Annotated in this window: 18 protein-coding genes; 11 read left to right on the top strand and 7 right to left on the bottom strand. The window is 72.1% G+C overall.

Annotated features, from left to right (window positions below; genetic code table 11):
- Positions 1-191: 191 nt before the first annotated feature.
- Complete coding sequence (locus ACSDR0_RS24780; RefSeq protein ID WP_435291264.1) at positions 192-989, bottom strand: GNAT family N-acetyltransferase; 798 nt, start codon at positions 987-989, stop codon at positions 192-194.
- 128 nt (positions 990-1,117) lie between these two features.
- Between ACSDR0_RS24780 and ACSDR0_RS24775 the strand changes: the two genes are divergently transcribed.
- From ACSDR0_RS24775 to ACSDR0_RS24765, 3 genes are all read left to right on the top strand, one after another.
- Entirely contained in the window at positions 1,118-2,092 is a 975-nt protein-coding gene (locus ACSDR0_RS24775; RefSeq protein WP_435291263.1) for a tyrosine-type recombinase/integrase, read from the top strand.
- Positions 2,093-2,316: 224 nt separating this feature from the next.
- The gene (locus tag ACSDR0_RS24770) at positions 2,317-2,793 is read left to right on the top strand and encodes a hypothetical protein (RefSeq protein ID WP_435291262.1); all 477 of its coding nucleotides are present in this window, start codon (positions 2,317-2,319) and stop codon (positions 2,791-2,793) included.
- 624 nt (positions 2,794-3,417) lie between these two features.
- Complete coding sequence (locus tag ACSDR0_RS24765) at positions 3,418-4,698, top strand: Nramp family divalent metal transporter (RefSeq protein WP_435291261.1); 1,281 nt, start codon at positions 3,418-3,420, stop codon at positions 4,696-4,698.
- 23 nt (positions 4,699-4,721) lie between these two features.
- Here the strand turns inward: ACSDR0_RS24765 and ACSDR0_RS24760 are convergent, their stop codons facing one another.
- From ACSDR0_RS24760 to ACSDR0_RS24750, 3 genes are all read right to left on the bottom strand, one after another.
- Positions 4,722-5,789, bottom strand: a complete 1,068-nt coding sequence (locus ACSDR0_RS24760; RefSeq protein WP_435291260.1) for an ABC transporter permease — start codon at positions 5,787-5,789, stop codon at positions 4,722-4,724.
- The gene (locus ACSDR0_RS24755) at positions 5,779-6,801 is read right to left on the bottom strand and encodes an ABC transporter permease (RefSeq protein ID WP_435291259.1); all 1,023 of its coding nucleotides are present in this window, start codon (positions 6,799-6,801) and stop codon (positions 5,779-5,781) included. The genes ACSDR0_RS24760 and ACSDR0_RS24755 overlap by 11 nt, the downstream gene beginning before the upstream one ends.
- A gap of 181 nt (positions 6,802-6,982) precedes the next feature.
- On the bottom strand, positions 6,983-8,446 hold the full coding sequence (locus tag ACSDR0_RS24750) for a sugar ABC transporter ATP-binding protein (RefSeq protein WP_435291331.1): 1,464 nt from the start codon (positions 8,444-8,446) through the stop codon (positions 6,983-6,985).
- An 815-nt stretch (positions 8,447-9,261) separates the two neighbouring features.
- Here ACSDR0_RS24750 and ACSDR0_RS24745 point away from each other — a divergent pair.
- The 3 genes from ACSDR0_RS24745 (at position 9,262) to ACSDR0_RS24735 (ending at position 12,599) form a co-directional block, all read left to right on the top strand.
- Complete coding sequence (locus tag ACSDR0_RS24745) at positions 9,262-9,912, top strand: lysophospholipid acyltransferase family protein (RefSeq protein WP_435291258.1); 651 nt, start codon at positions 9,262-9,264, stop codon at positions 9,910-9,912.
- Between the two features lie 71 nt (positions 9,913-9,983).
- Positions 9,984-11,618: a penicillin-binding transpeptidase domain-containing protein gene (locus ACSDR0_RS24740; RefSeq protein ID WP_435291257.1), complete on the top strand. Its 1,635-nt coding sequence runs from the start codon at positions 9,984-9,986 to the stop codon at positions 11,616-11,618.
- A 132-nt stretch (positions 11,619-11,750) separates the two neighbouring features.
- Positions 11,751-12,599, top strand: a complete 849-nt coding sequence (locus ACSDR0_RS24735; protein WP_435291256.1) for a F0F1 ATP synthase subunit A — start codon at positions 11,751-11,753, stop codon at positions 12,597-12,599.
- 118 nt (positions 12,600-12,717) lie between these two features.
- Here the strand turns inward: ACSDR0_RS24735 and ACSDR0_RS24730 are convergent, their stop codons facing one another.
- Positions 12,718-13,005 (bottom strand): DUF3040 domain-containing protein, encoded by a 288-nt coding sequence (locus tag ACSDR0_RS24730; protein ID WP_435291255.1) that lies wholly within the window; start codon positions 13,003-13,005, stop codon positions 12,718-12,720.
- Between the two features lie 332 nt (positions 13,006-13,337).
- On the opposite strand from ACSDR0_RS24730, the gene ACSDR0_RS24725 reads away from it, so the two are divergent.
- On the top strand, positions 13,338-13,793 hold the full coding sequence (locus tag ACSDR0_RS24725) for a hypothetical protein (protein WP_435291254.1): 456 nt from the start codon (positions 13,338-13,340) through the stop codon (positions 13,791-13,793).
- A gap of 196 nt (positions 13,794-13,989) precedes the next feature.
- Here the strand turns inward: ACSDR0_RS24725 and tuf are convergent, their stop codons facing one another.
- The gene (tuf, locus tag ACSDR0_RS24720) at positions 13,990-15,162 is read right to left on the bottom strand and encodes an elongation factor Tu (protein WP_435291253.1); all 1,173 of its coding nucleotides are present in this window, start codon (positions 15,160-15,162) and stop codon (positions 13,990-13,992) included.
- A 381-nt stretch (positions 15,163-15,543) separates the two neighbouring features.
- On the opposite strand from tuf, the gene ACSDR0_RS24715 reads away from it, so the two are divergent.
- Positions 15,544-15,756: a hypothetical protein gene (locus ACSDR0_RS24715; RefSeq protein ID WP_435291252.1), complete on the top strand. Its 213-nt coding sequence runs from the start codon at positions 15,544-15,546 to the stop codon at positions 15,754-15,756.
- A 55-nt stretch (positions 15,757-15,811) separates the two neighbouring features.
- Positions 15,812-19,051 carry a S41 family peptidase gene (locus tag ACSDR0_RS24710; RefSeq protein WP_435291251.1) on the top strand — a complete coding sequence of 1,080 codons (3,240 nt, stop codon included), beginning with the start codon at positions 15,812-15,814 and terminating at the stop codon, positions 19,049-19,051.
- A gap of 130 nt (positions 19,052-19,181) precedes the next feature.
- Here ACSDR0_RS24710 and ACSDR0_RS24705 read toward each other — a convergent pair whose 3' ends face one another.
- Positions 19,182-19,349, bottom strand: a complete 168-nt coding sequence (locus ACSDR0_RS24705) for a hypothetical protein (RefSeq protein WP_435291250.1) — start codon at positions 19,347-19,349, stop codon at positions 19,182-19,184.
- A 239-nt stretch (positions 19,350-19,588) separates the two neighbouring features.
- Here ACSDR0_RS24705 and ACSDR0_RS24700 point away from each other — a divergent pair, with 239 nt between their 5' ends.
- Both ACSDR0_RS24700 and ACSDR0_RS24695 read left to right on the top strand, forming a co-directional pair.
- A complete protein-coding gene (locus ACSDR0_RS24700) occupies positions 19,589-21,409 on the top strand; it encodes an ABC transporter ATP-binding protein (protein ID WP_435291249.1) in 1,821 nt (606 codons plus the stop codon).
- On the top strand, positions 21,406-23,265 hold the full coding sequence (locus ACSDR0_RS24695; RefSeq protein ID WP_435291248.1) for an ABC transporter transmembrane domain-containing protein: 1,860 nt from the start codon (positions 21,406-21,408) through the stop codon (positions 23,263-23,265). The genes ACSDR0_RS24700 and ACSDR0_RS24695 overlap by 4 nt, the downstream gene beginning before the upstream one ends.
- The last annotated feature ends 151 nt before the right edge of the window (positions 23,266-23,416 follow it).

Here is a 23,416-nt window from a genome sequence, read left to right as displayed (position 1 = left end):
TATCGCGGGCGAATCGCGGTGCCGCGACGCCGCGGTCCCGCGACATCGCGAGGCGGAGATCATACGCGCCATCACGCGCGCGCCGTCACCCGCACCGCCACCCACGCCGTCATCCGCACGCTCATGGCCCGGACCGGCCTTCCCGTGCCGTCCTGCCGCCTCCCCGTCCCTCCGGCGGCGCCTTCGCGCGATCAGAGGGTCGGCGGCACCCACACGTACGGCGTCGTCGTCGTGATCGCCTCCAGGCCCAGCCTGGCGAGGATCGGGCGGCTGGCGTCGGAGGCGTCCACCTGCACCAGGTGGAAACCCCGCGCCACCGCCAGCTCCGCCCGGTACGACACCATCGCCCGGTAAATACCCCTGCCCCGCCACTCCTTCAGGGTCGAGCCGCCCCACAGCGAGGCGAAGTCGGTGCCCTCGTGGAAACGTGCCCACGCCGCGCACACCACCTGCCCGTCCGCCTCGGCGATCACCACCGCGCACGGGTCCCCGGGTCCGGCGAGGTCGCGCTCCAGCATGCCGGGCAGCCAGCCGTGGTCCGCGTCCCAGACCGTCTCCTCCAGCTCGCGGATGCGCTCCAGATCGTCCCGCCCGGCCGCCTCGCGCAGTCGCACCCCGTCGGGCGCCGCCTTGGCACCGGCCAGCTCACCGGACTCGCCGACGAACACCGTCTCGCGCTCGCGCGGCTCGAACCCGGCCGCCGCGAGCCGCTCGGGCAGGTCGGCGGGCAGGTCGTAGCCGTGGTACTTCCACTCGACCTCGCGCCCGACCCGGGTGAAGAAGTCTCGCTGGCGCTCGATGAAGGCATCCAGCTCGGCCCCCTCTAGACCACCCAGGTCCCGATATGTCAGGAAACCTTGGCCGTGACCGTTCGACACGGTCCTCAGCAGCGGCCCGATCCGCTCGGCCGTGCGGCCCGGCATCGGCCTGGCCCGGAGCTGCTCGTCGTATGCCTTGAGGTAGGCGGAAGCCCGCGATGAGATGTCCATTGCGAACAGCCAACCACACACTCATCGCCTCCGACATGGCGTTATGGACCTAGACACGGTCCCGGGACCGTCGTCCCGCCCCGGCGCCTTTACAACGTAGATTCACAGGCGGCGGTAGGGTCTGCACGGTGAGCGTGCCAGCCGTCCCCGCCCCGCCCGGCCCCGCCATCGAGCCCGCGCGAGATCCCTACCGGGTGTACCTCGACTCCCTGGCCAGCGCGGAGTCCCGCCGTACCATGCGCGGCTGCCTCGACAGGCTCGCCGCGCTCGTCTCGGGCGACACGGTCTCCTCCGGCGCGGGCCAGCCCTGGCACCTGCTGCGCTACGAGCACACCGTGCGCATCCGCGCCCTGATGACCGAACGCGGCTGGTCTCCCTCGTACGTCAACAAGCACCTGGTCGCGCTGCGCAGGGTGCTGCGCGAGGCGTGGCGGCTCGGCCTGATGACCGCCGAGGAGTACCAGCGCGCCGCCGACCTGCCGACGGTCGAGCACACCCGCCTGCCCACGGGCCAGCACGTGCCGCCCGAGGTGGTGGGCGCCGCGCTCGCCGCGTGCGACCGCGACGACTCGCCGGCGGGGGTCCGCGACGCCGCCCTGCTGGCGGCGCTCTACTCCACCGGCTGCCGCCGCGCCGAGATCGCCGGGCTCTCGCTCGGTGACTACGACCCCGGGTCGCGCTCGCTGCGGGTACGCGGCAAGCGCGACAAGGAGCGGATGGTCTACCTGACCACCGAGGCCATCTCCAGGATGGAACGCTGGCTGGCCGTGCGGGGCCGCCCCGCCGGCGCCCTGTTCTGTCCCATCAGCAGGCTCGGGCGGCTACGGACCAGGAACGGCGGGCCCGCCCCCATGACGGGACAGGCCGTCGCCGACATCCTGGCCAGGCGCCTGACCGAGGCGGGCGCCGCGGCGCGCACCCCGCACGACTTCCGGCGCACCTTCATCGGCGAGTTGCTCGACGCCGGGGTGGACCTGGCCACCGCGCAGGCCCTCGTCGGCCACTCCTCCCCCGCCACCACGGCTCGCTACGACCGCCGCCCGGAACGGCGCCGCCGCGAGGCCGTCGACAGGATCACCCTCCCCGCCTCCAAGCCGCTCTGACCTCCGGCGGGGCCGCCTCCGAAGCGGGGGCCCGCCGTCCGGAGCCCGGTCCTGGGCCGGTACGGCCACCGGCCCCGGCACCTTTCCTGGGCCGGTACGGCCACCGGCCCCGGCGCCTTCCCGGCACCGTGATCGGGATCTGATCCCGACACGTTTCACCGGGCGCGCCGTAACTGTCGGTGGCGACCCCTACTATGAGCCACCTCAAGGAGGGATAGCCGCTCATGGTGGACGCGCTGAGGGTTTCGCTGCTGGTCACGACCGATCTGCCGCCCGATACCGACCTGAAGGAGTTCGGGCGGTTGCTGGTCGATTCGGTGCTCACACTCCAGCGGGGCGAGGTGACATACCCCGCGCTGCTGCGTGGCGGGGTGTTCTGGCTGGACCGGCCGCTGCCGCCGTCCGACGACGACGGGCTCCCCCGCGCGGCGGCCGAGGAGCTGCGGTTCGCGGCGCTGCTGGGCCACCTGTCGGCCGCCCACCCGCCGGGTTCGGCGAAGGAGACGGTCGCCGACGCGGGCCGGGCGATCACCGCCGCCGTCGCCGCCCGGTACGGCGACCTGGGCAGCCCGCCCGCCGTGATGGCGATCCGCGGCGAGGACGTGCGCGAGCGCACCCCACGGTCGGCCATCCTCGTGGGATCGGAGACGGCCGCGGAGCCCCTGCCCGAGGCGGTGCCGTCGCTGAGCGCCCCCGCCTGAGCCCCCGTCGAGGAGCCTTCCTGCCCCGTGGGGCCTTTCCTGCCCTGTGGGGACTTTCCGGTCCGTGGGGCCTTTCCGGTCCCGTCCGGCGGGCTGGTTGCTTTCCCGTTCACGGACGCGACCATCCGATACGGGCGGATCGAGGATGCCGTCGCCGGCACACACGCCGGCACGATCACGCACTCCGTGGTCCAGGTCCGCCCAGGACCGCGGCGACGGCCCCGCGCGGGCGAGGAGCCCGGTGCCCGGCTTTGCACCGGGGCCGTGCCATGTCACGAACCCCAGGGCGCCGATCCCCTGGCAGCGCCATACGGCTCGTATCGCGATTTATGTGATTTGCCGCCTTTAAAAAGACAGGAGGCGAATTCCCAAGGCATGCTATTTGTTTGCTCCGGCCAGGCCTCACCTGCTTGTCTCCATTCCTTGACTGAGTAATCCTTGATTCGCGGCACTGAGGCTGTGATATGCCACTAATTCACGCTTTCCGGTGATTAATACCCGTGAGCGCGGAACGTCGCGCGGTTTCGCGCCGCCGACGCGGAGCTCGCGGAGCTCGATGCCCGCTCGCCGGTGAACGCCCGCCGAACGCAGGTGACGGCGGGCACGACACGCCGGGAGGCACGAATGAACGACGACGGCACGCTGACCCTGCCCCCGCCCACCTCGGCGCCCCGGCCCCCCTCTCGGCCGGGCGGTTCGCGGGCGGCTCCGATCCTGGGACCGGCGTTCGTCGCGGCGATCGCCTACGTGGACCCCGGCAACGTGGCCACCAACCTGACGGCCGGGGCGACGTCGGGCTACCTGCTCGTGTGGGTGGTCGTGCTGGCCAGCCTCGTGGCTCTCCTCGTGCAGTTCCAGGCCGCGAAGCTCGGCATGGCGACCGGCAAGAGCCTGCCCCGGCTGTGCCGCGAGCGTTTCTCCCGCCGCGGCAGTCTCCTGCTGTGGCTCCAGGCCGAGGTGGTCGTACTGGCCACGGATCTGGCCGAGTTCGTCGGCGCGGCCATCGGGATGCAGCTGCTCTTCGGGATGCCGCCCGCGACGTCGGCGGTGGTCACCGCCGTGGTGGCGCTGCTCATGCTGCAGCTGCGGCGGCACGGCCGGACGCGGCGGTTCGAGCTCGTCAGCGCCACGAGCCTCCTGCTCGTGGGGGCGGGCGTCCTCTACGACGTCGCCGAGGTGGGCCGGCAGTCCGTCACCGGGCTGGCCGGCGGGCTGATACCCCGCCTGGACGGCGGCGGCTCGCTGATCCTCGCCATGGGGATCGTCGGCGCCACCGTCATGCCGCACGCCATCTACCTGCACTCCGCGCTGGTGCAGGGAAGGGGATGGCCGGTCGGCGCGGCGTGGCGGCGGCCCGCGCTCGTCCGGCGGGCACTGCGGATCGACTGCCTGCTCGGCCTCGGCACCGCCACGGTCGTGAACGTGTCGATGATCGCCCTCGGCGCCGGGCTCGGAGCGGCGACGGGCGGAGCCTGGAGCGGCGACCTGTTCGCCGCCCACGCGGAGTTGCTGAACCGGGTCGGCGGCGCCGCCGCCCTCGCCTTCGCCGTCATGCTCCTGTCGTCGGGAGTCTCGTCCTGCGGGGTGGGCACCCTGGCGGGAGACGTGGTGATGCGGGGTTTCCTGAACCTCCGGGTACCGATCCAGCTGCGGCGCGTCGTGACGATGACGCCGGCCGTCCTCGCCCTGGTGCTCGGCGTGCCGCTGACCAGCCTGCTGATCGTGAGCCAGGTGGTCATCTCGCTCGGCGTGCCCGTCGCGCTGTTCCTGCTCGTCCACTTCTGCCGCGACCGGTCGGTCATGGGTCCGCTGGTCAACGATCCGCTGACCACGCGGATCGCGGCCTGCGCGGGCGCCGCGGTCGCCCTCCTCGGGTGCTGCCTCCCGCTGACCCTCCTGTTCTGAGGGCCCTCACGGCAGGCTTCCGCTCACGAGGTGTCGGCCCGCTGAGGTGACGCGTCCCGGACGGTGCGGGCGTGCCTGCGCGACGCCACCGCGGTGACGAGACGCGGAGTGATCACCGAGATGATCAGAAGCAGGCCGGTGACGATCGACTGGATCTCCGTCGCCACGTCGTTGAGCATGAGCAGGTTGCGCAGCAGGCCGATGAGCAGCACCCCGGCGATCACGCCCCCGAGGGTGCCCCTGCCCCCGTCGAAGTCGACGCCGCCGAGGAGCACCGCGGCGATGACGGCCAGCTCCAGCCCGATGCCGTTGTCGGCGCGGGCGCTGCCGTACCGCAGGGTGAAGATCACCCCGGCGAATGCGGCGACGGTGCCCGAGAGGGCGAACAGGATCAGCTTGATCCGCTTGACCCGGATGCCGGCGAACCGCGCCGCCTCCTCCTGCGCGCCGATCGCGAACAGCGAGCGGCCGAAGCCGGTGGCGTGCAGCACCACGGCGGTGACCACGGCCAGCAGGACGAACAGCGCCACCGGGTACGGGATCGGCGTGCCCGGCACGTCGCCCACCGCCAGCTCCGTGTACTGCGCCGGGAACTCCGCGATCGCCCTGTCGCCCAGCACCACGTAGGCGAGGCCCCGGTAGAGCGCCAGCGTGCCGATGGTGACGGCGAGCGAGGGCAGCCCGAGCCGGGTCACCAGGAGGCCGTTGACCAGCCCGCACACCGCTCCCACCACGACCACCAGCGGGATGATCGTCTCGATCGCCCAGCCCGCGTCCCAGAGCGAGCCGACCAGCGCGCTGGACAGGCCGAGCACCGAGGCCACCGACAGGTCCACCTCCGCGGCCACCACCAGCATGGTCATGGCGAGCGCGATCAGCGCGATCTCGCCCAGGTCGCCGAGCGCGAACGACAGGTTGCCGACGCTGGCGAAACCGGGCGATCCGGCCGAGCCGCCCATGAAGACGAGGACCAGCAGCAGGCCGACGAACACGTCCCAGCGGAGAAGGCGGCCGAGCGAGCCGCGCTCCGGCCGGCCGGCGGGCGGCGCGGCCCGCACCTCGGGCTTCGCGGTCGTCACGTCAGGAGCCATGTCGGGAGTTCCTCCTCCGCAGTACCCGCGCCACCCGCAGCGCGAGCAGCCGGTCGACGCTGATCGCCAGGAGCAGCAGCGCTCCGGTGATGGCCTGCTGCCAGAACGGGTTGACCTTGAGCACGACCAGCGCGCTGGTGATGGTGGTGAGCAGCAGCGCGCCGAGCGCCGCGCCGTACACGGTGCCGACGCCGCCGGTGATCGCCACTCCGCCGACCACGACGGCGCTGACCACCTGGAGTTCCCAGCCGTTGGCGGCGTCGGCGACCACGGTGCCGAACCGCGACAGCCAGAGCACCCCGGCCAGGCCCGCGAGCGCGCCGCTGAAGAGGTAGGCCCCCATCACGCGACGCCGCACCGGCACGCCCGCCAGGCTCGCGGCCTCCGGGCTGGAGCCGATGGCGTAGAAGTCGCGGCCCGAGGCGTAGGAGCGCAGGTAGTAGCCGACGGCCAGCATCACCACGACGGCGATGATCGGCAGGTACGGCACCCCGAGCACCGCGCCGTTGCCCAGGGACAGCAGCGCCGGGGGCAGGTCGACGGCGTTGATCTGCCGCCCGTGGGCGATGTAGTGGTCGACGCCCTGGATCACGTACAGCGTGCCGAGGGTCACCACCAGGGCCGGCACCCGGCCGAAGCTGACCAGCAGGCCGTTGACCAGGCCGCAGAGCGCGCCGATGGCGACGCCCAGTACGACCGCGAAGACGATGCCCCTGCCGTGGTCGGCGGAGAGGAGGTCACCGACGGTGAAGGCCACCAGGCCGACGACCGAGCCGGCGGACAGGTCGATGTTGCGGGTGATGACGACGACGGACTGGCCGACGGCGAGCAGCACCAGGATGGAGGCGTTGAGGAAGATGTCGGTCAGGCCCTGCCCGGACAGGAAGTTGCCGTTGGTGCTCGCGGTCACCGCGACCAGGACGGCCAGCGCCGCCACGATGCTCAGCTCGCGGGCCCGGAAGACCAGGTCCACCAGACCACGGGCGCTCCGCCCCGCGGTGACGGCGCTCATGCGCCCTCCCCCGCCGGTCGCGTGCCCGGGACGTGGCCGCCGGCGCCGTCCCTCGTGAGGCGCGTGCCCGGAACGTGGCCCCCGGCGACCTCACCCACCGGTCGCGCGCCCGGAGCGCCGCGTCCGGCGGCGCCCCCGGCCCCCTCGCCCGGACGCCCTCGGGCGCCCTCGTTCCGCCCGATCACGAGGCCCTCCCGGTCGCCGCTGACATGACACTCTCCTCTGTGGCCCGCTCGCGCGGGATCTCGGCGACGAGCCGCCCCTCCTGCATGACCAGGACCCGGTCGGCCATGCCCAGCACCTCGGGCAGGTCGGAGGAGATCATCAGTACGGCGAGGCCGTCGGCGGCCAGCTGGGACAGGAGCCGGTGCACCTCGGCCTTGGTCCCCACGTCGATGCCCCGGGTGGGCTCGTCGATGATGAGCACGTCGGGGTCGGTGGAGAGCCACTTGCCCAGCACGACCTTCTGCTGGTTGCCGCCGGAGAGCACGTTGACCGTGTCCGACAGCCGGTTGAACTTGAGCTGGAGCCGGATCGCCCAGTCGCGGGCGCGGTCTCGCTCGGCGGCGCGGGAGATCACCGGACCGCGGCGCAGCGCCCTCAGGCCGGTGATCCCGATGTTGCGCTCGATGGAGTGGTCCATGACCAGGCCCTGCTGGCGCCGGTCCTCGGGGACCAGGGCCAGGCCCGCGGACATCGCGGCGGTCGGGGACGCGGCGGGCAGCCGCTTCCCGTTCACCTCGACGGTCCCGGCGTCCCAGCGGTCCACGCCGAAGATCGCGCGGGCGACCTCGCTGCGTCCCGCCCCGACCAGTCCGGCGAGGGCCACGATCTCGCCCCGGCGCACCTCGAAGGAGATGTCGGTGAACACGCCCTCGCGGGTGAGCCGGCCGACCCTGAGCGCCACCTCGCCGACCTCGGTCTCCTGCTTGGGGTAGAGGGTGTCGAGGTCGCGGCCGACCATCCGGCGGACGAGGTGCTCGTGCGTCAGACCCGCGACCGGCTCGCCGGCGATCCAGGCGCCGTCGCGCAGCGTGGTGACCCGCTGGCAGAGCTCGAAGATCTCGTCCAGGCGGTGCGAGATGAACAGGACCGCGCACCCCTGCGCGCGCAGTGTCTTGACCACGTTGAACAGCCGGGCCACCTCGTTGCCCGACAGCGCCGCGGTGGGCTCGTCCATGATCAGCACCCGCGCGTCCCGCGACAGCGCCTTGGCGATCTCCACGAGTTGCTGGTCGGCGATGGACAGGCCGCGGGCCGGCTGCTCGGGGTCGAGGGTCACGCCGAGCCCGGTGAACAGTTCCGCGGCGCGGGCGTGCATGGCCCCGCGGTCGATCCGGCCGAGCGCGCCCTTGGGCTGGCGGCCGATGAAGATGTTCTCGGCGACCGACAGGTCGGGGAACATCGTGGGCTCCTGGTAGATCACCGCCACGCCCGCCCGCTGGGCGTCGGCGGGGTTGCCGAACTCCACCGGCTCGCCGTCCAGCAGGACCTGCCCGGTGTCCGGGCGGTGCACTCCGGCCAGGATCTTCACCAGGGTGGACTTCCCCGCGCCGTTCTCCCCGGCGAGCGCGTGCGCCTCTCCCGCGTACAGGTCGAGGGAGACGTCGCGCAACGCCCGCACGGCGCCGAACGCCTTACTCACCCCGGCCAGCGCCAGGACCGGCGGAGGCTCGCCTGAGGGCGGCCCGAGCGGCGCCTCTCCCTCGTCCGGTACGGTCACCGCGCCACACCCCTTCCATGGCTCTAAAAACGTTTTAGTAGAATGAGCGGGACGCTAATCCCGGCCGTCTCCCTTGTCAATGGGGAATGAAACCCTCGTTTCCAATGCGTTACGCCGCCTCGCAGGTGGGGCGGGGCCGAGCCGGGCGCCACCCCCGGAGCGAGGTCTCACCAAGATCGAATAACACGTTTTAATCGGCACCGGAACCGGGGCGACGACGGTGGTGCCGGGGGTCGCGAGGGTCGCCGGGCACGACCCCGGACCCGTCCGTACCGGCCGTGACGTCGGCCCGGCGGTTCTCCGAAGAAGCCCCGCAGGGCCGTTGACCTGCGGATCACCGGGTCGCGGGGCCCCGCCGGACACGCCGATGATCTCAAAGCGGAATAACCAGCGGCGGACGTCGGTTAGAGTGATCGTGCCGATGTGGTTTGTGTCCCCCGGGCCGCAAATTACCGCCTTCACGGAATACCGTTCGGCTGGAGCCGTGTTGTGCCTCTCGCCGAGGAGGCGACCGCCACATCGGCACCAAACGTCACGCCCCGCGGGCCCTCACCGGACCGCGGGGCGTTTCTTTTCCCCCGTGCCCACCGGGGGTTTTCGCCGGATTCGCCCCGGAAAAGCGTGACGGTGTTGGAGGAGGGCTACAAACCTGGGGGCTCCGCTTGTGCGGGTGCGTACAGCCGTCGGCCGTCGGGCCACCACCTAGTGTTGTGTAACCCGTCTCATGAGGAGAGCCCGTGCTCTATCGCCTGACCAAGATCGTCGGCGGCCCGGTCCTGCACCTGCTCTGGCCGACCACGGTCACCGGGCACGAGCATGTCCCCGTCACGGGTCCGGCCATCATGGCCTCCAACCACCTGTCGATCCTCGACTCGACCTTCCTGCCGCTGGTGCTCAAGCGCCAGGTGCGCTTCGTCGCCAAGTCCGAGTACTTCACCGGCAACCCCGTCACCGCGATGTGGATGCGCGCCACCGGCCAGATCAGCATCGACCGGCAGAGCCCCACCTCGGCCCAGGACATGCTCGACGCGGCGGCGGAGGTGCTCAAGAACGGCGAGCTGTTCGGCATCTACCCGGAGGGCACCCGCTCCCCCGACGGACGCCTCTACCGGGGCAAGGTCGGCGTCGCCTGGCTGGCCCTGGCCACCGGCGCGCCGGTGGTCCCGGTGGCGATGGAGGGCACCGGCGAGGTGCTGCCGATCGGGGCCGCGAGACCCAGGCTGGGCCGGGTGAACGTACGCATCGGCAAGCCGATGACCTTCACCGGCTCGGAGACGAGCGCGCGTGACCGGCGCAGGGTGACCGACGAGATCATGTTCGCGATCCAGGAGCTTTCCGGCCAGGAATACGTGACGAGCTACGCACCCAGCCGCACTCAGGGCAAATGACCATTTGTAGGTATATGTCGCGTTAGTGCACGCTAGGCTGCGGCCCTGGGGCGAGAAAACTGGGGGATCAGGTGGCACGGGGCAAGACGATTGCGATCACATCGGCAGCCGTCGTGCTGGTGGCGGGGGCCGCCGGGGGCGGCGCCTGGTGGTACCTGCACACCAGGGGGACACCCCAGGAGACCGCGGAGCGGTTCGTCGGCGCCTGGCAGAGCGGCGACCTGGCGGGCATGCGCGCCGAGCTGGGAGCGCCGCCCGACCCGGCGTTCGCCACGGCGTACAACAACATGCGCAAGGCGCTGGCCGTGGAGAGCACGGCGGTGCGGCTCGACGGGGTGCGCGAGACCGGGGACGGCACGGGACAGGCCTCCTACACCGCCACGCTGAAGCTCAAGGACGTCGGCGAGTGGAGTTACTCCGGCAGCGTCGACCTGGCGGTCGTCGACCGGCACTGGCGGGTCAAGTGGTCCCCCAAGGCCGTCCACCCCGACCTGACCGCGACCACCGCCTTCGCGCTGAAGACGAAGTGGCCGGAACGCGCCGCGGTCACCTCGGCGAACGGCGACCGCATCGACGGCGCCGACGTGGGCGGATCGGTGCAGCAGCTCGTCGGCTACCTGGAGAAGGCCACGGCGAAGAGCGCCGCGAAGCTGGGCGTCCCCTACAAGGTCGGTGACGCGGTCGGCGCGAGCGGATTGCAGCACACCTTCCAGGAGCGCCTGGCCGGCACCCCGGACACCGAGGTCGAGCTCGTCGGCGCCGACAAGAAGACGGTCAAGACGCTCGGCACGATCGAGGGCAAGGCCGGCGAGGCCCTGGAGACCAGCCTGGACATGCGGGTCCAGCGGGCCGCGGTCGAGGCCGTCCGCGGCGTGAAGAAGACCACCTCCCTGGTCGCGATCAGGCCCTCGTCCGGCGAGATCCTCGCGGTGGTGAACAACCAGGGCGGCTTCAACCGGGCTCTCGACGGCAACTATCCCCCCGGCTCGACCTTCAAGGCGGTCACCGCCGTGGGGCTGCTGGCCGAGGGGATGAGCCCCGGCGACCGGGTCACCTGCCCCAAGAACGTCACGGTCGGCGGCCTGCCGATCCGCAACTCCAACCACGACGCCTACGGCGCGGTGTCGCTGTCCGACTCCTTCGCCTACTCCTGCAACACCACCTTCGCCCCGCTGGCCAAGGAACGGCTGAGCGCCGACAAGCTGCTGAGCACCGCGGAGCTGTTCGGTTTCAACAAGCCGCTCAACATCGGCGTCGTGGCCGCCAAGGGCAGCTTCCCCAAGGCCGAGAGCGACGCGGAACTGGCCGCGGAGTCGTTCGGCCAGGGCCGGATCACCGCCAGCCCGCTGATGATGGCCTCGGTCGCCGCCGCGCTGGCCGACGGCACCTGGCGCCCGCCGACCCTGGCCCCCTCGATCAAGCAGGAGGCGCAGCCGCAGGCCCTCCCCGAGGACGTCGTCTCGAACATGCACCAGATGATGTCCGCGGTCGTCACCAAGGGCACCGCCAAGGACGCGGGCCTTCCCCGGGGCACCCGGGGCAAGACCGGGACCGCCGAGTACGGCGAGCAGGGAAACCTGAAGACCCACGCCTGGTTCATCGGCTTCCGCGGCGAGGTGGCCTTCGCGGTGATCGTCGAGGAGGGCTCGGGCGGCGGCTCGGTCGCCGCCCCGGTGGCCGCCGACTTCCTGCGGGCCCTCGGCTGACAGCGACCTCCCCGGACGGGCCGGGGCATGCCCCCTCACCTCGGCCTCGGTTTTTACCTCCGAGGTATTTCCGCGCTCGCGGACTCATGTGAAAGCCTTCACAAAGTATCCCCCTGCCGTTGGGACCGCCTTGTGACGATCCTGATCACCTCATCCCTCGAATCGCCGACGTCCCTCGAATCGCCGACATCGCTCGCGTCACCTGCGCCACCCGCGCCGCCCGGGTTCCGGGCACCCGGTCTGGAACTGTTCGACTTCCCCCCGCTGTGGACGGGCGCGCCGTACTGGCTGACCAAACCGACCCTGATGGCCGTCCTGGCCGTGACCCTGGTCTGCGGCGTCTGCTGGGCGGCCTTCGCCAACCCCAAGGTGGTGCCGCGCGGCCTGCAGAACGTGGTCGAGCTGGGCTACGTGTTCGTCCGCGACCAGGTGGCCCGCCCGTTCCTCGGCAAGGACGCCGACCGGTGGATGGGGCTGCTGCTCAGCGTCTTCTTCCTGGTCTGGATCTGGAACCTGATGGGCGTGGTCCCGCTCGTCCAGATCCCCGTCTCCTCGTTCCTGGCCTTCCCCGCGGTGATCGCGGTGAGCGTCTACGTCCTGAAGATCTATCTCGGCGTCAAGCGGCACGGCGCCGCCGGCTACATTCGCGGGCTGTTCCCGCGCGGGCTGCCCGTCCTGGCGTACGTGCTGGTCATCCCGCTGGAGCTGCTCTACACCTTCGTGAGCTCGCTGTTCGCGCACATGTTGCGGCTGGCCGCCAACATGTTCGCCGGCCATCTCATCCTGGCGTTCTTCAGCATGGCCGGCTTCTGGTTCCTGTTCGAGGATCCCACCCCGCTGGGCGTGCCGGTCGGCGTGGCCGGCGTGCTGATGGCGATCGTCATCACGGCCCTGGAGATGTTCGTCCAGTTCCTGCAGGCGTTCCTGTTCACGCTGCTGACCGCGATGTTCATCGGCACCGCGCTCAACCCCGACCACTGATCGCCCCGGGCACCCGGGGTGACCGGGACTCCGTACGATCAGCACCGCGCCGTCAGCCGCCGTCACCCTCACTCCGGTGATCGCGGCGGCGGTCAACGGGGTGACGTGACGGCCACGATCACAGCGGGAGCGCCGCGGCCGCCTCATGACGCAGGACCATGACGAGAAGCGTGGCGATCAGTGTCGCGATCAGCAACCAGCTGAACATGATGATGACCGTCGAGCGGCGGAGACGCCTGGAGGACCGGTCTCGCCCCTTCTTGGTGCCACGCCTGCGGCCGGCGCCCTCTTTGCGCTGGACACGCTCGTTGAACGACTCCAGCCGGGCGGCGAGCCGTGGATCCTCGTCGATGAGGTGGCGCTCGATCTGCAGCAGCATGCGCTCCTCGTCTTGCGACCAGGCCATGCCTCACCTCCCCGGAACGCAAGCCGTGTGCGGACGTTCTGCCCAATCGTGAAGATCATTATCCTTTCCGAGGGCTTTGATTTACCTCTTCTTTTCACGGGCGCAATCCGAGCACGCGATCATGCCCTCGCGCGGGGCCGATACGGTCCCGGCGAGAGTGTCGGGCGATTCCCAGCCTTCTCCGCGATCTCGACATTCCACCGCCTCCGGACCTCCTCCGGCGCGCCGCCGGGCAGGTCGCGGCCACTTTCCGTGATGCCGCCCCCACGCCTGGCGGCAGCGTAACGTCAAGCCTTCTTGACGTCAGGGTAGCTTGACGCGATGCTTGGGACATGTTCACACCAGACAGCCTTGAGGGTGACTTCACGCTCCTGACCGCCGCCGCCCGCTACGACGAGCTTCGCGTGCGCGACGCCCTGGCTCCGGCGGCGGGCGATGCCACCGGCGGAGAGCACCCCGACGACCCCAACGACCCCGCCGATCCCGAGACGCCGCCCCTCAGCCGCGACGAGGTGCTGGAGCTCCTCTCGCTCGGGGAGGTGGTCGCGCGCAAGGCGGGCTACGGGCGCCAGCTCGCCGTACGGTCCGCGCGGGCCGCGGGCGCGTCGTGGTCGCAGATCGGCGCGGCCCTGGGCACGAGCAAGCAGGCCGCGTGGGAGGCGCACGGCCGGTGGATCGACGACCAGGCCGAGCAGCACCGGCGCAGCGGCTACGAGGGCATGAGCGAGCGCGACGCGGCGGCCGCGCGGGCCCTCGCCGGAGACCCCGACGGCGAGAGCGGGGCATGAGCGGGAGAGCCCTCCCGGACCCGCCACCCGGCCGTTCACCGGCGGGGCGGCGGGTCCGGGAGGACTCACGACGGCACCGGCACGGCCCGCACCGGACCACGCGAGGCCCCGCTCAGCCGAGCAAAACCGTCACCCCGCCCGCACCGACCGCCCCACGCCACCGGCACGGCCCGCACCGGACCACGCGAGGCCCGGCTCAGCCGAGCGGGGCCGTCACCGTGCCCGCGCCGACCGTCTTTCCGCCCTCGCGGATCGCGAAGCCGAGACCGGCCTCCAGTGCCACCGGCCTGCCGAGCTCGACGGTCACCTCGATCGTCTCGCCGGGCAGCGCGAGGCCGGTGCCGCCCAGGTCCATCCGGCCCGGCACGTCGGTCGTCCGCAGGTAGAACTGCGGGCGATACCCCGTCTGGACGGCACCGCTCCGCCCGCCCTCCCGCCCGGTCAGGAGATAGACGCGGGCGGTGAACGCGCGGTGGGCGGTCTGGGTGCCGGGGGCGGCCAGCACCTGGCCGCGCCGTACCTGCTCGCGCCGGATCCCGCGCAGCAGCAGCGCCGCGTTGTCACCGGCCTCGCCCCGCTCCATGGTCTTGCCGAAGGTCTCGACCCCGGTGACGACGGCGGTGAAGCCCTCGCCGAGCCCGACGGCCTGGACGGTGTCGCCGACCTTGACCGTGCCGCGCTCGATCGCCCCGGTGACGACCGTGCCCCGCCCGGTGACGGTGAGCACGTTCTCCACCGGGAGCAGGAACGGGGCACCGGTGTAGCGGACCGGCACCGGGACGTGGTCGTCGACCGCCTGGAGCAGCGCCTCGATCGACGCCACCCACTCCGGGTCGCCCTCCAGCGCCCGCAGCCCGGAGACCCTGACGACGGGCACGTCCAGGTAGCCGTGCCCGGCGAGCAGTTCCCGCAGCTCCAGCTCGACGAGGTCGGCCAGCTCCGGGTCGGCCCCGTCGGACTTGTTGAGCGCGACCACGACGTGCTCGACACCCACCCGCCGCGCGAGCAGCACGTGCTCGCGGGTCTGCGGCATGATCCCGTCCAGCGCGGACACCACCAGGATCGCCCCGTCGAGCTGTGCCGCCCCCGTGATCATGTTCTTCACGTAGTCGGCGTGGCCCGGCATGTCCACGTGCGCGTAGTGCCGCGTGGCCGTCTCGTACTCGACGTGGGAGATGTTGATGGTGATGCCCCGCGTCGCCTCCTCGGGAGCCCGGTCGATCCGGTCGAACGGCACGTACCTCGCGCCGCCCCGCTCGCTGAGCACCTTGGTGATCGCCGCGGTGAGCGTGGTCTTGCCGTGGTCGACGTGTCCCATCGTGCCGATGTTGAGGTGCGGCTTGCTCCGCACGTAAGCCTGCTTGGCCATGGCTGTTTCTTTTCCTCGATGCTCGCCTGTGGCGGCGACCCGTGCTCGGCCGACCCCTCCCCGCCGGGTCACCCGGGACTCACGGGAAGGGGTCAGCGCTCCGCGCCGTCGAGCCGCGGTGCGGCGAACATCAGGGCACGCTCCGGCGCGCCCGCGGTGGCGGGCGTCGCGAGGATGGCGTGCCGGAACATGCGTTCATGGTCGGGTACGGCCGGATGGAGCCGCAACCGGATTTCCGGCCCGCCCCGCCCGAGCCTCGCCCGATCACACTCCGTGTCTGATTGGCCACAGATCGTGGATGATTGATGCGCGTAAAGGGTATTAAACATCCCTGAATGCCTAATCAACGGCATCGTCCATCAGGCACAACAGGGGGAAACGATGACGGACTCCAAGGATGACAAGGATTCCAAGAACAAGGCCGTGAAGGGCTCGGGGAAGAGCAAGAAGGCCGCGATCAAGGCGACACGTTCGGCGAAGGAGGCGAAGAAACAGGCCGGACAGGCCGGACAGGCCGGACAGCCCGAGGCCAGGGTGCCGGAGACGGGGGCCGCCTACCCGGGTGGGCGGGCCGCCCAGCCGCCGAGGGCGTGAAATCATGATCGGGTGACCGGGGTGAAACCCGGTCACCCGATCATGGAGTGACACGATGCCCGCCTACCTTCGATTTCCGACGATCTTCGGTGACATGGTCGTCTTCGCGGCCGAGGACGACCTGTGGATGGTCACCGCCAACGGCGGGCGGGCCTTCCGGCTGACCGCCGGGGTCGCCGAGGCGGGGTATCCGCGCTTCTCCCCCGGCGGCGACCGGCTCGCCTTCGTCGGCCGCGAGGAGGGGCCGGAGGAGGTCTACGTGATGCCCGCCGACGGCGGCGCGGCCCAGCGGGTGACCTACCACGGGGCACGTTCCAGCGTCACCGGCTGGGATCCCACCGGCGGCATCGTCTACGCCAGCGACCAGGGCCAGCCCTTCGACGGCCGTACCTGGCTGCACCGGGTGGAGCCGGGCGGGGTGCCGGAGCGCCTGCCGTACGGCCCGGCCAACACCATCTCGTACGGCCCCCGGATCGTGCTCGGCCGCAACACCGCCGATCCCGCCCGGTGGAAGCGCTACCGGGGCGGCACCATGGGCGACCTGTGGATCGAGTCCGGCGGGGACGGGCGGTTCCGGCGGCTCATCGCACTGCCCGGCAACCTCGCCTCGCCCCGCTGGGCCGGGGACCGGGTCTACTTCATCTCCGACCACGAGGGCGTCGGCAACGTCTACTCCTGCGACGCGGACGGCGGCGGCCTGCGCAGGCACTCCGACCACACCGACTACTACGCCCGCAACCTGTCGGGCGACGACCGCAGGCTGGTCTACCACGCCGGGGGCGAGCTCTACCTGGTGGAGGACGGGGAGTCGCGCCCGATCGAGGTGCGGCTGCGCAGCTCGCGCACCCAGCGCAACCGCCGTTTCGCCTCGGCCGAGGACTTCCTGGACAGCGCGACCCTCAGCCCCGACGGCGTCGGCCTGGCCGTCACCACCCGGGGCAAGGCGTTCTCCTTCGCCGCCTGGGAGGGTCCGGTGCGCCAGCACGGGGCGCTGTACGGGGTGCGGTACCGGCTGCTGAACTGGCTCAACGACGGCGAGCGGCTGGTGGCGGCGGCCAGCGACGAGGGTGACCGCGAGGTGCTGACGGTGCTCACCGCCGACGGCGTCACCGAGCCCGTCAGGCTCGACCACCTCGACACCGGCCGCGCCATCGAGCTGGAGGTCTCCCCCACGGCCGACCTGATCGCGGTGGCCAACCACCGCAACGAGCTGATCCTGGTCGACCTCGCGCCCGGCCCCGCGGCCGATCAGGCGTCCGGCGAGGTCTCCGGCCGTACGGGCGGGGAAGGCCTGGCGCGGGGCAGGGTGATCGACTCCAGCGGGTTCGACGCGATCGAGGACCTGGCCTGGTCCCCCGACGGCCGCTGGCTGGCGTACGCCTGCCGCGACACCGCGCAGACGACGGCGGTGAAGCTGTGCAGGGTCGAGACGGGCGAGACGTTCTTCGCGACCCGGCCGGTGCTGTGGGATGCCCGCCCCGCCTTCGACCCCGGCGGCGACTACCTCTACTTCATCGGCCAGCGCGTCTTCAATCCGGTCTACGACGAGCTCCACTTCGACCTGGGCTTCCCCCTGGGCTCCCGCCCCTACGCGGTCGCGCTGCGCGCCGACGTCGCCTCGCCCTTCGTCCCCGAGCCCCGGCCGCTCGGGGACGACGACGATGACGACGGCGGGAACGACGAGGACGAGGGGCCGCCCGAGGTGGTCATCGACCTGGAGGGCATCGAGAACCGGGTCGTCGTCTTCCCGGTCCCCGAGGGGCGTTACGACGCCATCGCGGGGATCAAGGGCAAGGCCGTCTACCTGACCTTCCCCGTCGAGGGCAGCCTCGGCGACGACTACGCCGACTCCTCCGACGGCACCCTGCACGTCTACGACTTCGCCAAGCAGAAGCAGGAGACCCTGGTCGGGGACGTGTCGGAGTTCGAGCTCGGCCGCGACGGGAGCACGCTGCTCTACCAGTCGGGCAAGCGGCTGCGGATGGTCAAGGCGGGCGAGGAGCCCGAGGAGGACGACGCTCCGGGCCGTACGAGCGGGTGGGTGGACCTGTCCAGGGTCAAGGTGTCCATCCGGCCCGAGGCGGAGTGGCGGCAGATGTTCAGGGAGGCCTGGCGGCTGCAGCGGGAGAACTTCTGGACCGAGGACATGGCCGGGCTCGACTGGGACGGCGTCTACCGGCGCTACCTGCCGCTGGTCGACAGGGTGACCACCCGGGGCGAGTTCTCCGACCTGCTGTGGGAGCTGCTCGGCGAGCTGGGCACCTCCCACGCCTACGAGAGCGGCGGCGCCTACCGGTCCCGGCCGCACTACCGGCAGGGCAAGCTGGGCGTCGACTGGGCCTTCGCGGACGGCGTTCACCGGATCGCGAGGATCGTCGGCGGCGACCGGTGGAATCCCGAGGCGACCTCGCCGCTCAACCGCCTCGGGGTGGACGTACGGCCGGGTGACGCGGTGCTGGCCGTCAACGGCCAGCCCGTCGGCGCGGACGCGAGCCCGGACGAGCTGCTGGTCAACCAGGCCGACCAGGAGGTCCAGCTGACGATCCGGCGCGGGGAGGACACGCGGACCGTCACCGTGCGGGCCATCGGCGACGAGCAGCCGGGCCGCTACCGCGACTGGGTGGAGGCCAACCGGGCCCGCTGCCACGAGCTCGGCGGCGGCCGGATCGGCTACCTGCACATCCCCGACATGGGCCCGGAGGGCTACGCCGAGTTCCACCGGGGCTTCCTCGCCGAGTACGACCGCGAGGCCCTCGTGGTCGACGTCCGCTTCAACGGCGGCGGCCACGTGTCGGCGCTGCTGCTGGAGAAGCTGGCCCGGCGCCGCCTGGGCTACAACTTCCCGCGCTGGGGCGTGCCCGAGCCCTACCCCGACGAGTCGCCGCGCGGCCCGATGGTGGCTATCACCAACGAGTGGGCGGGCTCCGACGGCGACATCTTCAGCCACACCTTCAAGCTGCTGGGCCTGGGCCCCCTGATCGGCAAGCGCACCTGGGGCGGGGTGATCGGCATCTGGCCCCGGCACCACCTGGCCGACGGCACGGTCACCACGCAGCCGGAGTTCTCCTTCGCCTTCGACGACGTGGGCTGGCGGGTGGAGAACTACGGCACCGACCCCGACATCGAGGTCGACATCACCCCGCAGGACTACGCGGCGGGGGTGGACACCCAGCTGGACCGGGCCATCGAGGCCGCCAAGGAACGCCTGGTCCTCCATCCGCCCCACACCCCCAATCCGGCGGCCAGGCCCCGGCTGGTGGTACCGCGCCTGCCGCCCCGCCAGCGTCCCCTCTGACGAGGCATGTACGTACCACCGGGCCGGCGCCCTCCGCCCCGGTCGCGTTCCGCCGCAAAGCGGGCGCCGCTCTTTTGAACCGCGCCGGAAAAGCGGTCCCGCGCGGCGAGGGCCTCGACCTGTCCGGCGATCACGCGGCCCGGCCGCCGGGGGCGATATAGGTCCCGGGCGACGCCGGGTGGCCGACAAACCGGTTGCCCTCGCGGACGGCCGTCTGCTGGACTGCTGACGACGTCGAATCGATCAAGGAGAAGAAAATGCGCAAAGCGTTCATGTCCCCCCAGAAAGGAAATTCCATCTATTTCAAGGACATGACGCTTAGTGATAACGCTCACCCCAGAGATTCCGGCGCATGCGGGCGCCGATAGGACAGGCCTGACCGAGCGGCCGCTCCACGCCGCCGGGGCCGTCGACGAGATCGGCGGTGTCCACGACTCCGGCGACGATTCGCCTTCGGCCGCGCGCGTCGGCGACGAGACCGCGCCTTCCTGCGGCCGGCTCCGGCGCGAGCCCGCGGCGCGGGGGCGGGTCTGACCGATGGCCACTCCGACCTCCGTCACACCCGGCGCCTCCACCCGGCGCCGCGCCGCCGGCACCCCCGGCCCGCACCCCGCCTCCGGCGCCTTCGCCCGGCGCGCCGTTCTACGTCACCTTCGCCCGGGACGCCGCTCCGCCGTGGCCATCGCCGCCGCCATCGCCGCCGCGACGGCGCTGCCGCTGGCGGCACCCCAGATCACCCGTCGCTTCGTCGACGACGCGATCGGCGGGGCAGGCACCCGTCACCTCACGCTGATCGCCCTCGGCTACCTCACGCTCGCCGTCGCCGGGCAGGTCGCCCGCATGGTCACCGCCTGGCTCGCGAGCCGTCTCGCCTGGGACGGCACGAACCGGCTGCGGGAGAGACTCGCCGAGCACGCGCTCGGCCTCGACATGGACTACCACGGCCGGCGAACGCCCGGCGAGATGATCGAGCGGGTGGACGGCGACGTGGTCGCGGTGGCCGAGTTCGTCGTCGCCTTCCTGCTGGACATCGTGGCCGGTCTCCTGCTCCTCGCCGGGGTGCTCGTCGTCGTGTTCACCGTCGACGCGCGTCTCGGCGGCGTGCTGCTGGCGTACTGCGTGCTGATCGGGTTCGGCATGGCCCGCGCGCAGAGGCTGGCCGTACCGTCGGCCACCCGCTCGCGGGCGGAGATGGCGGCGCTCTTCGGCGGCCTCGAGGAACGGCTGGCCGGTGTGGAGGACATCCGGGCCAACGGCGCCGGGGAGCACGCCGTGAACCGCTTCCACCGGGCCTCCGCGACCTTGTACCGCGCGGAGTTCCGGGACGCGCGGATCGGGACCGGTATCCTCGCGGGCACGACGGTGGCGTTCGCGGCCGGCACGGCGATCGTGCTCGGCCTCGCCGCGTGGACCCGGGAGTCCGGGACGCTCACGGTCGGCACCGCCGTGCTGCTCTTCCAGTACACGCAGATGGTGCGCGCGCCGTTCGAGCGGCTGATCGACCAGCTGAGGCAGTACCAGACGGCGCTGGCCAGCATCGCGCGCATCGGCGACCTGCTGGCCGAGCGGCGCACGCTCCCCGAGCCCGCCGACCCGCTGCCGCTGCCCGCCTCAGGACCGCTCGGCCTGCGCCTCGAGGGCGTGGGCTTCGCGTACGCCGACGACGACGAACAGGTGCTGTCGGACATCACGATCACGCTGGCCCCGGGCGAGACACTCGGTCTGGTGGGCCGTACGGGCAGCGGCAAGACGACCGTCGCCCGGATGGTGCTGCGCCTGTACGACCCGACCGAGGGCACCGTACGGGTCGGTGGGCTGGATCTGCGGGACGTCGATCCCGCGTCGCTGCGCGAGCGGATGTGCGTGGTCACCCAGGACGTGCGGCTCTTCGCCGCCAGCGTCAGGGACAATCTCACCCTCTTCAGGCCGCCGGCCGACGACGACCGGCTACGCGCCGTCCTGGCCGGTGTCGGCCTCGGCGACTGGCTGGCCGCCCTGCCCGACGGGCTCGACACCCAGCTGGGCGGCGCCTCGGCAAGCGGGGTCTCGGCCGGGGAGGCGCAGCTGCTCGCGTTCGCGCGGGTGTTCCTCACCGACCCCGGGCTCGTGGTGTTGGACGAGGCGTCCAGCCGGCTCGATCCGGCCACCGAGCGGCATGTCGAGGAGAGCGTCGACCGGCTGCTCGCCGGCCGGACCGGCGTGCTCATCGCGCACCGGCTCTCCTCCCTGTCCAGGGTGGACAAGATCGCCGTCATCGACCGGGGCAGGGTCGTCGAGTACGGCCACCGCGAGGATCTCGTCGCGGATCCGCGCAGCCGGTTCGCCCGGATGCTGGACGTCGCGGGGGTGGTCCGATGAGGCCCGTGACGCTGGTGGCCACCCGGCTCGCCCGCTTCGACCTGCGCCGTTACCTGATCGGCGCCCTGCTGTGGATGCCGGTCAGCGTCATCCCGCTCGCCGGCGGGCTGGTGCTGCAGCGGCTCTTCGACCAGATCAGCGGGCAGCGCGCCGCGAGCCTGGAGCAGTCGCTGTGGCTGTGCGCGGCGTTCGTGGGCGTGGAGGTGGTCCGCGGCCTGGTGATCGTCGTCGCCTGGTCCTACGGGGTCTACTGGTGGTGCGCCGCCGCGACCCTCCTGCGGGCCAACGCGTTGCGCTCGATCCTCACCGCGCGCGGGCCCGCCGCGACCCGGCTGCCGCACTCGCCGGGCGAGGCGGTCGCCCGCTTCCGCGACGACGTGAGTGACCTGGTCAACCTCACCGACGAGAGCGTCCCGCTGGCCGGTTCGGCTCTCTTCGGCGGCGCCGCCCTGGTGATCATGGCCTCGATCGACCCCGTCATCACCCTGGTGCTGGTGGTGCCGATGATCGCGGTCGGCGTGCTGAGCCGGTCGCTGAACAAGGTGATCCGGCGGCTGCACCGGCGGGCCCGGGTGCTCGGCGCGGCCGTCACGGCCCACATCGGCGAGACCTTCGGCGGCGTACTGGCGATCAAGACCGCCGGGGCCGAGGACGCGGTGCTGGAACGCCTGCGCGAGCACAACCTCGGGCGGCGCGACGCCGCCGTCAAGGACCGGCTGGCGACCGACATGCTCGACACCGCGACGGGCGCGACCGTCGAGATCAGCATCGGTCTCGTGCTGCTCCTGTGCGCGTCGGCGATGCGCCGCGGCGACTTCACCGTGGGCGATCTCGCGCTGTTCACCACTTATGTCGGCTGGCTGACGGCGCTGCCTCGCACCATCGGCGCGATCCTCTACCGCCTGCCCCAGGGCGCGGTCGCCACCGAACGGCTCACCCGGCTGATGGCGCCGTACGAGGACGCCGGCGACCTGTCGCGAGGCAACGACGTCCGGTTCAACAGGGAACCTCCTCCCGCCGTGACGGCGCCACCGGATCGCGGCGACGCGCTCCAGTTCCTCGAGGCGCGCGGGCTGACCGTGCGCCACGGCGGGAGCGGCCGGGGCGTGCGGGCGGTCGACCTGCGGGTGGCGCGGGGGTCGTTCACGGTGATCACCGGCGCCGTCGGCTCGGGCAAGACCACCCTGGTCCGCGCCCTGCTCGGCCTGGTGCCGCTGGACGCCGGGACGATCGCCTGGAACGGCCGGCGTGTCGACGATCCGGGGACGTTCCTGGTCCCCGGCCGCGCGGCGTACGCGAGCCAGGTCCCCCGGCTGTTCTCGGAATCGCTGCGGGAGAACCTGCTCCTGGGCCTGCCCGCGGACGACGACCGGCTCGCCCTGGCGCTGGAACTGGCCGCGTTCGAGGAGGACCTGGCCGGGATGCCGGAGGGCATGGACACGCTCGTCGGTCCCCGTGGCGTACGGCTGTCCGGGGGTCAGGCGCAGCGGGCGACCGCGGCGCGGGCGCTGGTCAGGGCACCGGAGCTGCTGGTCGTCGACGACCTGTCGTCGGCTCTGGACGTGGAGACCGAGAAGCTGCTGTGGGACCGGATCGCCGACGCCGCCCGCGACGGGCGCGGTCCGGAAACGCTGCTGGTGGTCTCCCACCGGCAGGCGGCGCTGGAGCGGGCCGACCAGGTCGTGGTCCTCGACCGCGGCCGGGTCGCCGGCCACGGCCCGCTCGGCGAGCTGCTGGAGAACTGCCCGGAGATGCGGCGGCTGTGGAGCGAGGAACGTGTCGCCGAGGCTGGGGAACGGCCGGACCCCGGCACGCCGGGCGCGGGGTGGCGCGGCGGACCGGGCGGTTTCCCGTGACGTGTCGGCGGCGGGCCCGGCCGGGGCCGCGCGGCGCCGGCCGTCGACCGGGCGGCCGCCCGGCCCGGCGGGCCCGGCCGCGTGGCCGTACCAGGACCTCGGCGCGCTCCCGGCTCAGGTCCCTCGGCGCTCCCGGCTCAGGTCTCTCAGC

The sequence above is a fragment of the Streptosporangium sp. G11 genome (assembly GCF_051192615.1).
Taxonomy (GTDB): Bacteria; Actinomycetota; Actinomycetes; order Streptosporangiales; family Streptosporangiaceae; genus Streptosporangium.
Note: the sequence above shows the minus strand (reverse complement) of the source record. Positions and strands in the feature narration are given on the sequence as shown.